This is a genomic window from Domibacillus sp., assembly GCF_031181085.1.
GTDB lineage: Bacteria > Bacillota > Bacilli > Bacillales > Domibacillaceae > Domibacillus.
On sequence record NZ_JAPSLE010000006.1, the window covers coordinates 162,187 to 175,950 of the forward strand.

11 protein-coding genes are annotated in these 13,764 nt (G+C 46.9%); all 11 read right to left on the reverse strand.

The window, feature by feature from the left end; translation table 11 throughout:
- Window positions 1-9: 9 nt before the first annotated feature.
- On the reverse strand, window positions 10-300 hold the full coding sequence (gene gatC, locus RIN81_RS11070) for an Asp-tRNA(Asn)/Glu-tRNA(Gln) amidotransferase subunit GatC (RefSeq protein WP_050181916.1): 291 nt from the start codon (window positions 298-300) through the stop codon (window positions 10-12).
- A gap of 167 nt (window positions 301-467) precedes the next feature.
- A complete protein-coding gene (aceA, locus tag RIN81_RS11075) occupies window positions 468-1,748 on the reverse strand; it encodes an isocitrate lyase (RefSeq protein WP_309090280.1) in 1,281 nt (426 codons plus the stop codon).
- Between the two features lie 148 nt (window positions 1,749-1,896).
- Window positions 1,897-2,706, reverse strand: coding sequence for a zinc transporter ZupT (gene zupT, locus RIN81_RS11080; RefSeq protein WP_309090142.1), 810 nt, complete (start codon window positions 2,704-2,706; stop codon window positions 1,897-1,899).
- 121 nt (window positions 2,707-2,827) lie between these two features.
- Entirely contained in the window at window positions 2,828-3,997 is a 1,170-nt protein-coding gene (locus RIN81_RS11085; RefSeq protein ID WP_309090144.1) for a CamS family sex pheromone protein, read from the reverse strand.
- A gap of 12 nt (window positions 3,998-4,009) precedes the next feature.
- Window positions 4,010-6,019 carry an NAD-dependent DNA ligase LigA gene (ligA, locus tag RIN81_RS11090; RefSeq protein WP_309090146.1) on the reverse strand — a complete coding sequence of 670 codons (2,010 nt, stop codon included), beginning with the start codon at window positions 6,017-6,019 and terminating at the stop codon, window positions 4,010-4,012.
- Between the two features lie 94 nt (window positions 6,020-6,113).
- Window positions 6,114-8,306, reverse strand: a complete 2,193-nt coding sequence (pcrA, locus tag RIN81_RS11095; protein WP_309090148.1) for a DNA helicase PcrA — start codon at window positions 8,304-8,306, stop codon at window positions 6,114-6,116.
- A gap of 40 nt (window positions 8,307-8,346) precedes the next feature.
- The gene (gene pcrB / locus RIN81_RS11100) at window positions 8,347-9,039 is read right to left on the reverse strand and encodes a heptaprenylglyceryl phosphate synthase (protein ID WP_309090150.1); all 693 of its coding nucleotides are present in this window, start codon (window positions 9,037-9,039) and stop codon (window positions 8,347-8,349) included.
- 169 nt (window positions 9,040-9,208) lie between these two features.
- Window positions 9,209-9,505, reverse strand: a complete 297-nt coding sequence (locus RIN81_RS11105; protein WP_242233935.1) for a YerC/YecD family TrpR-related protein — start codon at window positions 9,503-9,505, stop codon at window positions 9,209-9,211.
- 2 nt (window positions 9,506-9,507) lie between these two features.
- Entirely contained in the window at window positions 9,508-10,482 is a 975-nt protein-coding gene (locus tag RIN81_RS11110; protein WP_309090153.1) for a DUF3048 domain-containing protein, read from the reverse strand.
- 34 nt (window positions 10,483-10,516) lie between these two features.
- A complete protein-coding gene (locus RIN81_RS11115; RefSeq protein ID WP_309090156.1) occupies window positions 10,517-12,253 on the reverse strand; it encodes an adenine deaminase C-terminal domain-containing protein in 1,737 nt (578 codons plus the stop codon).
- Window positions 12,254-12,483: 230 nt separating this feature from the next.
- Window positions 12,484-13,749 carry a phosphoribosylamine--glycine ligase gene (gene purD, locus RIN81_RS11120; RefSeq protein ID WP_309090158.1) on the reverse strand — a complete coding sequence of 422 codons (1,266 nt, stop codon included), beginning with the start codon at window positions 13,747-13,749 and terminating at the stop codon, window positions 12,484-12,486.
- Between the last annotated feature and the right edge of the window lie 15 nt (window positions 13,750-13,764).

Sequence of the window (13,764 nt, forward strand, 5' to 3'; positions counted from 1 at the left end):
CTCTCCTCCTTACTCGATAATAGACGGAACCCGAATTTGGCCGTCCTGCTGATCCGGTGCATTTTTCAATACTTCTTCCCGGTCTAGTCCTGGTGCCGATTCGTCTTTCCGCAATACATTCTTCATATTTAAAACGTGTGATGTCGGCTGCACGTTTGATGTATCCAGTTCATTCAGCTGCTCGGCAAATGTAATGATCGCATCGAGCTGTTCTGTAAATGTATGCACTTCTTCGTCCGTAACCGCAAGGCGCGCCAAATGGGCCACGTGCCGGACTTGTTCTTCTGAAATTCGCGTCAATGGAATCCACCTCCGTAAAAAATTTGTACGCTAATAATTGCACAAAGTCTATTTTACCATGATTTCAGCCCGCGTGAACAAAAAGAAGAACCGCCCTTCAAAATGAAGGCGGTTCTTATCTATTTTGCATCCCCCAATGCAAGACAAATCCCTTTGTTCGCGTCTGATCAGTTTGTTTGAAATTGTTCTTCTTCTGTTGACCCTTTCAATGCCGTTGTAGAAGACTGGCCTCCTGTTACCGTCATCGACACGGCATCAAAATAGCCAGTCCCTACTTCACGCTGGTGCCGGGTTGCCGTGTATCCGTCTTTTTCCGCTGCAAACTCCGCCTGCTGAAGCTCTGAGTAAGCACCCATTCCGCGGTTTTTATATCCGCTTGCAAGCTGGAACATGCTGTAATTCAATGTATGGAAGCCAGCAAGTGTAACAAATTGGAATTTGTAGCCCATGTTTCCAAGTTCCACTTGGTATTTCTCAATGGTTTTATCATCGAGTTTTGCTTTCCAGTTAAAGGAAGGCGAGCAGTTGTACGCAAGCAATTTGCCCGGAAATTTTTCATGAATGGCATCCGCAAAGCGCTTTGCATCCTCCAGACTCGGTTCGGATGTTTCGCACCAGATCATATCTGCATATGGCGCATAGGCAAGACCGCGTGCAATGGCTTGATCAAGGCCCGCTTTCGTCCGAAAAAAGCCTTCTGCTGTGCGTTCACCTGTAATAAACGGAGCATCAGCCGGATCGATGTCACTGGTGATCAGATCCGCTGCATCTGCATCCGTACGTGCGATTAAAACCGTCGGCGTCCCCATTACATCCGCTGCAAGGCGTGCCGCTATCAAGTTTCGTACAGCCGTTTGTGTCGGCAGGAGTACTTTCCCCCCCAGATGCCCGCATTTTTTTTCAGAAGAAAGCTGATCCTCAAAGTGAACACCTGCTGCACCCGCTTCAATCATCCCTTTCATCAATTCAAATACATTAAGCTGTCCCCCAAAGCCAGCTTCAGCATCGGCTACAATTGGTGCGAAATAATCAGTGGAATGGTCTCCTTCCATATGCGCGATCTGGTCAGCACGCTGAAGCGCCTGATTGATTCGTTTTACAACACTCGGCACGCTGTTTGCCGGATACAAGCTTTGATCGGGATACATATGGCCTGAAAGATTGGCATCGGCAGCAACTTGCCAGCCGCTTAAATAAATTGCTTTCAAACCTGCTTTTACCTGCTGTACAGCCTGGTTTCCCGTCAGGGCACCGAGTGCATTCACGAAGCCTTCTCCTGTTAACAGACTCCACAGTTTGTCAGCGCCGCGCTGAGCCAATGTATGCTCGATATCGATGGAGCCGCGAAGCTTGATCACTTCTTCTGCCGAATAAGGCCGTTCAATCCCTTTCCATCTAGCATCGTTTTTCCATGATTGTTGAAGCTGATTCACCCGTGCTTGATCCATATTCCCCATTTTAAAACATCCCCTTTGTTATAAAACAGATTGTTTATTACAATTTGTATTATATAACAGTATATTTTGCTTGCCAACCCATTTTTAAAAAAATTCAAAAAAATAAAGCTGGAAGAATAAATTCTTCCAGCTTTTCATTTTATAAAAGAAGCAATAAGCTGAGCGCCATAACCGCCATCCCGGAGACAATCCCATAAATGGCGAGATGTGTCTGGTCGTACTTTTGGGCAGCCGGCAACAGTTCATCAAGTGAAATAAACACCATAATGCCGGCAACACCAGCGAAAATCATACCAAACATCGTATCCGTTAAATAAGGCATTAAAACGATCCAGGCTACAAGCGCTCCTACCGGCTCTGAGAGGCCGGACAAAAAGGACCATTTAAACGCTTTTTTGCGGCTTCCTGTCGCAAAGTAAAGAGGTACAGCCACTGCAATGCCTTCTGGAATATTATGAATGGCAACTGCTACTGCAATCGCGATACCGAGAGCTGGATCCTGAATGGCCGATGCAAAAGTTGCAATGCCCTCCGGAAAATTGTGAATGGCAATGGCGATCGCGGTGAAAATCCCCATTTTTTTGAGCTTGGCGTATTCATCCCGCTCCGGCTCTTTATGAAATTCTTCTACCGTTTTTGTATCGTGCGGGTTTCCGGTTGACGGAATAAACTTGTCAATCAAGGCGATGACCACAATGCCGGCAAAAAAGCCGATGACGGTCAGCCAATAGCCCGTTTTCTCACCGTGCTCTAAAACAAGTGCATCTTTCGCTTTTACAAAAATTTCAATCATTGAGACGTAAATCATCACCCCCGCTGAAAACCCAAGCGCCCAGGCGAGAAACTTTGTGTTTGTACGCGATGTGAAAAATGCCAGCGCACTGCCAATACCTGTTGCGAGACCAGCAAATAATGTTAAACCGATGGCCAGCAGTACATTCTCATCCATTTGCGCCCTCCTCCCTCTTTTTTTTATTAGTGTATGCCATATGTTGCTCGCGTGCAACTTTTTTTGTTGAGGCAAATAAAAAAACCTGATCTCACCCATCTGGATGAAATCAGGTTCTTCCTTATTCGTAAACATGAACATATGGTTCTTTCGCATTCGCTTCCTTCACAATAAGCGCTTCTGGGCCGCCTGTTGACGTAATACTTACTTCAATCGGAATGTATGCCGGAAAATGCTCCATCACAAGGCCGGTTACATACTGCGTAAAGCCAATCGCTTCCGCTTTTCCGTAAAACTGAATTGGAATCTCAATTTTCAAGCTTGTCAGCTCTTCCCCGCTGTAAAGTCCGCGTCCAATTACACCGTTTGTGCCGTCAAAATAAGATTCGATATCCTGCTTAAAGTTAGCGAAATACGTAGAGTCTTCCCGGTGGTCTTCTTCTGCAGAGCTGGACGGGAACAATACGTATTTTTCATTGACCGCTTTCCAATCGGATGTATCCGCATCACCTGCATCAAGGTGGGTATAAGCAATAAAATTTCCTGCTGTTACCGAGTTTTGCGGCGCCTGCTTAAATAAAGCAATCGTGATCGGAATGTTTTTTGTTTTGTCCATCGCACGAAGGCGCGAAGCTACTTCCGCAGCGATTTTTTTGCCTTCTCTTTCAACCGTTTCGTCATCCATTTTAAATTCGTACTGTGCGCCGTATTCTTCCTTTTGATAATAATGAACAGAATTAAGCGCAAGCCCGATCACCATGCCGTCGAGCTGCAAAGAGTTATCCTCTTTTTTCGTTAAATAGTCCTGCTCCATAATATGAGCCAAATAAATCGGTGCTCTTTCGTTTCTTTCGTCAACGGACCCTTCCCCTGTATCTATTGGGTTCAGCCCAAGATTCTCTTTTGCTGTCAGCTCGTTTTCTTTTAGCTGTGCATCTGTATACTTTCTGCTCAGCCAGGACCGGATCACATCTTCATCCAGCACCTGTCCCTCTTGAAAGAAAAATTGTTCTGGGGAAAAATTCTTCTGTGCAATCCGCATTAAGCCCGTTTCAAATTCAGCAATATCATAGCGTGTGTTTAAATTGGAAACGACAAGGCCACGCGCTTTGCCCGGTTCAAACGGTACGATTGTACGGTAATAACTGTCCGAGATTTGATAGGTTGGAATAACAGATGTTTTTTCCTCCCCATCTCCCTGTATTACTTCATCATTGTTTTGCAGCGCCGGCGCGCATCCACCCATAAGCAGCATGGCGGATACTGCCGCCAGGACCCATTTCTTTTTCAAAAAAGCCACCTCTTATTTTGTAAGTTCATCCATAAACCGTTGTTCATCCCAAACTTCAATGCTAAGCTTTTCCGCTTTCTCAAGCTTCGAACCCGCTTCCTCTCCTGCAATTACAAGATCTGTTTTTTTACTGACACTGCCGGTGACGTTCCCGCCGAGCGCTTCAATTCGTTCCTTGGCTTCATTGCGCGTAAGCTGGATCAGCTTTCCTGTCAGCACAACCGTCTTGCCGGCAAAAGGAGATTCTCCTTCTGCAACTACCGGGCGAATCGGTCCTTCATAGGACATATTGACGCCTGCTGCTTTCAGCTTTTCAATCAGCTCGGCTACTTCCGGCTGCTGGAAGTACGTCACAACTGCATCCGCCATCTTGCCGCCAATTTCATGAATAGCCGTCAATTCTTCTTCTGTCACTTCTCTTAAGCGGTCCATTGTGCCAAACTCCATTGCCAGTATTCTTGCTGCTTTTGCGCCGACATGACGGATGCCAAGACCGAACAAAAGCCGTTCCAGCGAGTTGTTTTTGGACGCTTCAATAGCGGATAACAAATTGTCTACCGATTTTTCTCCCATTCGCTCAAGCTTCAGCAAATCCTCCCGTTGAAGCGTATATAAATCCGCTACATCTTTAATCAGTTCTTCACGGTACAGCTGCGCAATCACTTTTTCGCCGAGCCCTTCAATATTCATCGCATTACGCGACACAAAGTGCGTCAGACCCTCGCGGATTTGAGCCGGGCACTGCGGGTTTATACAGCGAAGCGCCACTTCTTCTTCCAGGCGGACCAGTTCACTGCCGCAATCCGGACACACTTCCGGCATGCGGAATTCTTTTTCTTCACCGGTGCGGCGGTCAGCCAGTGCACTGACCACTTCCGGAATAATATCACCGGCTTTTTTCACTACAACCATATCACCGATCCGAATGTCTTTTTCACGGATTAAATCTTCATTATGAAGTGAAGCACGGCTGACGGTTGTGCCTGCAACACGAACCGGCTGTAAAATGGCCGTTGGCGTAACCACTCCTGTGCGTCCTACACTCAGTTCAATGTCTACAAGCTTTGTGACAACCTCTTCTGCCGGAAATTTAAAAGCAGTGGCCCAGCGCGGGCTTTTCGCCGTAAATCCAAGCTCGTCCTGCTGGTCAAGCGAATTTACCTTAATGACGATTCCATCAATTTCATACGGCAGCTTCGCCCGCTTTTCGGACTGCTCCTCGACATAGGTGATCACGTTTTCAATCGTTTGGCATACGCGCCGCTCTTTATTCGTTTTAAAACCAAGCGTATCAAGCAGATCCAGCCCTTCGCTATGCGTGCTGATCCCAAGCGGTCCCGGGTTCGCAATGCCGTACAAGAAGATATCAAGGTTCCGCGAAGAGGCAATGCGGGGGTCCAGCTGGCGAAGAGACCCTGCTGCTGCATTCCGCGGATTGGCAAACGGCTCTTCTCCTTTTTCGTCGCGAATCGCATTTAAGGCGATAAATGACTGCTTTGGCATAAAAGCTTCGCCGCGCACTTCCATTGTAAGCGGCTCGGACAGCCGAAGTGGAATGGAGTGAATCGTTTTTAAGTTTGCCGTAATGTCTTCTCCCGTTGTGCCATCACCGCGTGTAGCGCCCTGCACAAACATTCCATTCTCGTATTTAAGCGCAACAGCAAGCCCGTCAATCTTCAGTTCGCATACGTAAGAGTAATCGGCGTGGCCGACAAGCTGATGGACGCGGCGGTCAAAATCCCGCAGGTCTTCTTCGTTAAAGGCATTGCCAAGACTAAGCATCGGCGTATCGTGGCGCACTTTTTGAAAAGCATCCAGAACCGCTCCGCCGACACGCTGCGTCGGTGAGTCCGGTGTTTGCAGCTGTGGAAATTGCGCTTCAATGTCATTCAGCTCTTTTAACAGCCGGTCGTATTCTGAATCTGGCACCGAAGGCTGATCCATTACATAATATTCATAGCTGTATTTATTCAGCGTGTCATGCAGTTCCTTCACACGCTGTTCGGCTGTTTTTATATCCATATACAATCTCCTTTTCCGGTGTTCACATCACGTGGTTACAAAGGCGCTGCCGCAGGACGCGGCGTGTGCGGCCTTTGATTCTTTAAACCGGTTTTTATATCTTTTCAATCGGTGCGAATTGTGCAAGAAGCCGCTTAATGCCGGTTGGACTCGGAAACGCAATGTCCAGCTCTGTGCTGTCGCCGTTTCCTTTTACCGCCACAACGGTTCCTGTTCCCCACTTTTTATGCGCCGCTTTATCGCCAACCCTCCACTCCAGCCCCGCCGCCGCACTCGTTTGCGGGCGTGTTACAGCCGGACGCGTTTTTTGGCCAAACGGCATCGCTTTTCGCGGCTGTCGTTTCAGATTCTCTGATTCAAGCAGATCCTCTGGAATTTCGCTGATAAAGCGCGACACAGGATTCATGTTTGTTTTTCCGTATAGTGTCCGCATTTCTGCATTGGTCATATACAGCTCTTCTTCCGCACGGGTAATCCCGACATACGCAAGACGGCGTTCTTCTTCCATTTCTTCATCATCCATAAGTGAGCGGCTGTGAGGAAAGACGCCTTCTTCCATTCCAATCAGGAATACAACGGGGAATTCAAGCCCTTTAGCGGAATGAAGCGTCATAAGGACGACGGATTCTGCCGGCCCTTCTTCTTTGCCGAGCTGGTCGATATCCGCAACAAGCGCCAGATCTGTTAAAAAAGCAATAAGCGTTTTGTCTTCGTTTGATTCTTCAAAAGACTTTGTGACGGATAAAAACTCTTCTATATTTTCAATCCGTGTCTGCGCTTCAATTGTTTTTTCCGCTGCAAGCATGTCCACGTACCCGGTCCGGTCAATCACTTCTTCTACAAGCTCGGAGACAGATAAGTATTCCTGCTGCTGCGTATAAACATGAATCAGATCACGAAAATCAGCTGCTGCATTCGCCGCTTTACCGCTTAAACCAATAAAATCGACTTCTGCAAGAGCTCTAAACATGGAAATGTCGTTCTCCTGCGCGTAGCGGGCAATTTTATCAAGTGACGTGGAACCGAGGCCCCTCTTCGGCACATTAATGACACGCGACAAGCTGATATCATCATCCGGATTTGCAATCAAGCGCAAATACGCAAGCAGGTCTTTAATTTCCTTCCGATCATAGAATTTAATACCGCCGACGATCGTATAGTCAATGTTTGACTTCATCAGTGTTTCCTCAATCAAACGCGACTGGGCATTTGTGCGGTACAAAACAGCAAAATCAGACGGCTTTCTTCCCGTAGCGGAAAGCTCTTTTATTTTACCGGCCACAAATTCAGCTTCTGTCCGTTCGCTGTCAGCCCGGAAATAAGCGATTTTTTTCCCGTCTACATTTTCAGTCCAAAGCTTTTTCGGCTTCCGGTTGGAATTGTTTTCAATCACTTCATTCGCTGCCTGTAGAATCCGTCCTGTTGACCGGTAGTTTTGTTCAAGAATAATCGCTTTTGCATGTGGATAATCTTTTTCGAAAGATAAAATATTCGCGATATCCGCACCGCGCCAGCGATAAATGCTTTGATCACTGTCGCCGACTACACACAAATTTTGAAAACGGCTCGCCAGCTGCTTCACAAGGGTGTACTGCGACTTATTCGTATCCTGATACTCATCCACGTGAATATACTGAAATTTGCGCTGATAAAACTCCAATACTTCCGGCACCCGCTCAAACAGGCGGATCGTCAGCATAATCAAATCGTCAAAATCAAGAGCATTGTTTTTCTTTAAGCGCTTTTCATATTCCGTGTACACATCAGACGTAACTTTATCCATATAGCCGCCCTGCTGGCGCGCAAACGCTGCCGCATCCACCAAAATGTTTTTAGACGAGCTGATCGCGCCAAGCAGCGCCCGCGGATCAAACTTTTTCGGATCAATATTTAAATCTTTTAAAATGCTTTTAATGACCGAAAGCTGATCTGCTGTATCTAAAATCGTAAAATTCCGGCTGTAGCCAATCCGGTCAATATCCCGGCGCAAAATACGCACACACATGGAGTGGAATGTCGACATCCAGATTTCTTCAGCTGCACCGCCGAGCAGCGCACCAATCCGGTCTTTCATTTCGCGCGCCGCTTTATTGGTAAACGTAAGCGCCAAAATGTTATAGGGATTGATTTCTTTTTCAACAATTAAATAGGCAATCCGGTGTGTCAGCACCCGGGTTTTGCCTGAACCCGCTCCAGCCATAATCAGGAGCGGCCCTTCTGTTGTTTTAACGGCTTCCTGCTGCTGCGGGTTCAAGCCATTTAATAACCGATCTGTTAAAAATTGCATCCTGCCACCACCATTTAGAACATTTGTTCTTTAATATACACTATTTTTGAACCGCCGCGACGGTTTTTAATGCTTCTTCCGGCTTTTCATAAACCGCATTTCCGACAACGACTACATCTGCATACTGACCAATTTCTTTCGCCTGCTGGGCTGTTTGAATACCGCCTCCGTAGAAAAACACGGTTTCGGTTTCTTTTAACACTTCGCCCGCTTGCTGCACGGCTTCAAGGTCACCATACGTGCCGCTGTATTCCAAATAAAAAACAGGCAGCTTCCATAAGTGACCGGCCAGACGTGCATACGCAATGACACCCTCTGTATCCGGCTTCTCGGAAACACCAGTCAGTTTCGCCGCCTTGCAGTCCGGGTTCGCAATACAATAGCCCTCTACAATCAATTCATCCGGGTCCATTAAATCGCCGTATTCTTTCATTGCTTCCACGTGCAGGCCGGTAATCCATTCGGCCCGGTTCGTATTTAAAACGGTTGGAATCAAATACAAATCAAAGCCTGGCGTTACGATCTCAAGTGACGATACTTCCAGCACACACGGAAGCGGAAAGCGGCGCACCCGTACCATTAAGTCCAGTACATTATCCAGCGTAACGCCATCTGAACCGCCTACTACAATAGCATCCGTTCCAGATTCGCATACACGTTCCAGCAATTCATCATCTATCGGTTTATTCGGATCTAATTTAAACACATGCCGCCATTCGCGAACATCATACATGTGCACTGCCTCCATTCATTCAACTACAACTTCGTATTATATCATGAAACAGCGTCCGCTTCATTCGTTCAACGAAACGGCTTCGTTCCACTTCCTTATTTATACTCTTTTAAGAATGCCTTCTCTGTATATAGAAAAAAGCAGCTCTTTTAAGAGCTGCTTTTTTGTTTTATTCTTTATCGTATACGCGCTTCAACACGAATTCATAGCCGTCATTTCCATAGTTTAAGCATCGTTTCACACGGGAAATAGTAGCGGTTGATGCACCGGTTTCTGTTTCAATTTTATGATAGGTTTTGCCTTCTTGAAGCATCCGTGCTACTTCAAGACGCTGGGCCAGTGACTGAATTTCATTTACTGTGCACAGATCATCGAAAAATCGATAGCATTCTTCCAGATCCTTCAGCGAGAGGACAGCTTGAAACAGCTGGTCCAGCTCCCTCCCCCGCAACTTATCTATCTGCATAATCAACTTCCATTCCCTTCACCATCTATTTCTACCTTTACTGCTTTATTTAATCCTCTTGAGGCCGGCACTACGTGAATCCACGTTTTTCCTGTTACGAAAGCAGGACCGCTTTCTGTATTAGGCATGATCCGTCCATTCTGATTGCGCCATTTCACGAGGTTCATGACACCTTCTTGAAAAAGAAACGCATCTCCACCAGAGGTTAAATCAATATCCAGACGCCCTTTTGCATCGACAACACGATGGTCCGCTTCGATGACGAAAACATTATCTGCTTCGATCTCTGCCCCGTCTATCGTCCGGCGGTATTGATCGCCATCATACTCATATCTTGATTCGAATAAATCATTTGATGACGGCCGAATAGAAAACGCTTCTGCCGGGTCACCGGTCAGCGACGCTGCTTCCTTCTTCGATAAAAAACCCAGCCGCGACGGCGCGTCATTTAAGCTGTAGCCTTTTTCTTCCGCAACATGGAACGCTTCCTTCATATCTACGTATGAATTATGCGGTGCTTTCCGGGACAGGTCCCGCTTAAACACATCGCCATCATGCTGGATACCATTAACATGATCTACTTCACCGGACAGCAGCATCTCCTGCGCTTCTGGACTATAGCCGTGGGCTAAAAACAGTGCATCGTACCCTTTAGAAAGCTCGACAAGATAATCGCGTGCGCTCCGGACAGGCCCCGCTTTATCTGGATATTCGCTTTGATAGATGGCTAAAAAACGAGTGATGCCGCCTTCTGTCAAAATTTCATATACAATATCCGCTTTCTCAAGAGCCGTCTGTGGACGGGCTGACGGATGATTGCTAATCACGACCGCTACAGCCCGGTGTGCATTATCTGATGATTGAATGCCTGTTAAAGGATTGAGCTCACTTTTTTCATTCTTGCTGGCAGGCTCGGCACTTGAACATCCGCTGATTAAAACGGCTGCTGCAGCCATTGCCATCCATTTTTTTCTCATATCGACACTCCGAAAATAGTTTTACTTTACTATTTTAACGCATTATCGTTGGAAAGAGTATCGTTTTCTTCATAACATCATATATCCCCTGCGAGGTAAGGCGGATATAAGGCAGGTGAGTGGACGTTAAAAACAGCAGTGAATAGATGGGATCTTCATATGGATAGCCACGCGCTGACAGCAGCTCCCGCAGCTTGGCTTCTTGTTCCATTACCGTTTCAAACGGCTGATCGGACATGATGCCGGACAGTGTAAGCGGGATTTCATGAATGACTTTTCCGTTCTCTGCGAGCACAATGCCGCCGCCCAGTTCTTTCACCCGGTTAAATGCCCGCTTCATTTCCTCTTTGGATGAACCAATCAAGACAATATCTTCCGTGCTGGAAAACGAGGAGGCAAATCCCTGCACGTTTGTAGCAAATCCTTTGATAGTGGTGTTTACCCGCCACTTTCCTTCGTAATCGAGGAGAACGAGGTAATTTTGGTCATGCTCCATATAAAAATGCTCTCCAGCCACATCTTTCACGACACTGCATGGCTTGGTGATGACATTGTTTACCATTTCTATACCAAATGGCATCGAAAATTGCAAATCATCCTCCCGCAGTTCCCAATCGAGCCGCATTTTCGTATGCCCGAACCGCTGCCAGGCAACAGGCAGGAATGGACTCGCTTCCTGGCCGCTTTTTTTCACCCACACGCCTCTTGACAGCACTGCTTCCGGTGTTGGGTCAAATTCACTTGTTAGAATGTTTACACTTGCCAGGCGGCCAGGTGCAATCATGCCATGTATATGTTCCATGCGATAATAACGAGCAGCGTTATATGACGCCATATGATATGCATCGATAGGCGGCACCCCATTTTCGATGGCGATGCGGATCAATTTATCGGTCAGCCCATCCTTACAAAAAACAGGCGATGGACCGTCTGTTGTCAGCATCATCATGTCGTACTGATCGAGGTCAAGCTCTTTCATCTCTTTCAGCAGCTTTTCAAGATCCGGACGGATGGATGAATGACGGAGTGTGACCATCATGCCATTCATCAGGCGCTTTCTCACGTCTTCTCCGGTCATCGATTCATGATCGCCGTCCGCTCCAAACAAGGTCATCTTCGTCAATGTTTTTTCCGAGGCGCCAGGGAAATGCCCTTCGATCCGCTTATTAGCTGCTTTTGTTTCCTGCATCCAATACAGCATCATATCGTCTCCATCTAAAAGCTTGGGCCAGCCGGTCAATTCACCGCCTTGAATGACACATTCATTTTTCAGCCAGGCACTTACCGTGCCGTTTGCAAAAACATCATCTTCATTTTCAATTTCGGTTTGGGCATCATACCGGCACCACCAGTACATCGAAACCGGCTGCTTATTCAGCTCTTCAATTAAAGAAAACGCTTTCTTTTTCGTAAGGGCCAGCATCATCATCAAGTTGTCATTGATAAGAGTGGTCGTTCCGCGCTTTGCCGCATATTCGGAAAAGGTTTTTGGATTGTAAATTAAAAAGGGGTGAACGTGCGGTTCAATATAGCCGGGCACGATCGTTTTTCCGGTGCAGTCAACGATCTCATCCGCATGGTCCGGAAGGTCGTCTCCGATGTAGACAATACGGTTTTCATGGATCCAGATGTTTCCCTGCAGCCAGCGCTTCATAGCTGAATGAAGATAACGCGCATTCTTCAAAACAAGAGTCGGCGCTTTTTTACGGTCTACTACGGCAACCTGTTCACGTATTTTTTTGTTTCTCCATCTATGTGTTAAATCGGACATACCAATCGTTCCTTTCAAAATGAGATCGCTTTCAAATATGCGATTGACTTTCATCGTAACATAGATCACACAGTAAAGCATTAAAGAAACACCGATTTTGTGAAAAAAGTTCGAACTTTTGGCAAGAAACTTGCAATAGTCTGATTTTCGGGACAAACCGGGTAAAATGCCTTCTTTTTTTGTCCCGTTTTAACGCGAAAAAGCAGGGGGAAACTCCCCCTGCTTTCTTTTTATAAACGGGCTTTTGCAATAGCGCGGCTGCCGATATCCTTACGGAAAAAGAAATGTTCCGTATCGATATGCTGCATTTTTTCATACGCGTTTTGCTGAGCTTCAACCGGGTTTGCTCCACTTCCTGCAACAAGAAGCACACGGCCGCCATTCGCACGGATAACGTCTCCATCTGCATACGTACCAGCGTGGATAACAGATCCTGCATCAATAGCCCGGAGCCCTTTGAGCTCATTGCCTTTCTCGTATGCTTCCGGGTAGCCTTTCGCTGCCAAAACAATACCGAGAACAGATTCTTCTTTCCAAGCGAGTTCAGGGTGTTTGCCATCAAGCACATCAAGCATCACCTGAACAAGATCATTTTCAAGGCGCGGCAGTACAACCTGCGTTTCCGGATCACCAAAACGGGCATTAAATTCAATCGTTTTCGGCCCTTCTTCTGTAAGCATTAAGCCTGCAAAAATAATGCCCGTAAACGAACGGCCTTCCGCAACCATGCCTTTTGCGATCGGACGGAGAATCTCTTCTACCGACTGGTCGTGAATGGCCTGTGAAATGTGCGGAACCGGTGAATAAGCACCCATGCCGCCTGTGTTTGGACCTTCGTCGTTATCGAATGCACGCTTATGATCCTGTGCTGCTTCCATCGGATATACATTTTCGCCATGCACAAATGCCATAAGAGAATACTCTTCTCCCTGCAAAAATTGCTCTACCACAACGCGTGCAGAAGCATCACCGAATTTTTTATCGAGCATCATATCATCCAGCGCCTCAAGCGCTTCATTCATCGTCATCGCAACGGTAACGCCTTTTCCGGCAGCCAGGCCGTCCGCTTTCAACACGATCGGTGCACCCTCTTGCTGGATATATGCTTTTGCTGCTTCGTAATCTTCAAATGACTGATAGCGTGCGGTTGGAATATTGTACTTTTCCATCATCATTTTCGAGAAGGATTTACTGCCTTCTAAAATAGCTGCATTTTGCCTTGGACCGAATACTTTCAGTCCCTCGCCTTCTAAATAGTCCGTAATCCCGGCAGAAAGCGGGTTTTCCGGACCAACAATTACAAGGTCAACGCCCTGCTCTTTTGCAAAAGCAGCCAGGTCGGCAAAGTTCATTTCATCGATATCAACAATGCTTGCGTCCTGTGCGATTCCGGCGTTCCCCGGTGCGCAAAAAACGGTTTGAACAAGCGGGCTTTCCGCCACTTTTTTACAAATGGCGTGCTCGCGTCCGCCGCGTCCTACAACGAGTACGTTCATGAGAAAAGCCCCCTC

Coding starts and splice junctions, on each gene's coding strand:
- RIN81_RS11105 (WP_242233935.1), bottom strand. CDS start 9,505: ATGCAGATAGATAAGTTGCGGGGGAGGGAGCTGGACCAGCTGTTTCAA.
- RIN81_RS11115 (WP_309090156.1), bottom strand. CDS start 12,253: ATGTCCGATTTAACACATAGATGGAGAAACAAAAAAATACGTGAACAG.
- purD (WP_309090158.1), bottom strand. CDS start 13,749: ATGAACGTACTCGTTGTAGGACGCGGCGGACGCGAGCACGCCATTTGT.
- aceA (WP_309090280.1), bottom strand. CDS start 1,748: ATGGATCAAGCACGGGTGAATCAGCTTCAACAATCATGGAAAAACGAT.
- RIN81_RS11110 (WP_309090153.1), bottom strand. CDS start 10,482: ATGAGAAAAAAATGGATGGCAATGGCTGCAGCAGCCGTTTTAATCAGC.
- ligA (WP_309090146.1), bottom strand. CDS start 6,019: ATGGATATAAAAACAGCCGAACAGCGTGTGAAGGAACTGCATGACACG.
- pcrA (WP_309090148.1), bottom strand. CDS start 8,306: ATGCAATTTTTAACAGATCGGTTATTAAATGGCTTGAACCCGCAGCAG.
- pcrB (WP_309090150.1), bottom strand. CDS start 9,039: ATGTATGATGTTCGCGAATGGCGGCATGTGTTTAAATTAGATCCGAAT.
- zupT (WP_309090142.1), bottom strand. CDS start 2,706: ATGGATGAGAATGTACTGCTGGCCATCGGTTTAACATTATTTGCTGGT.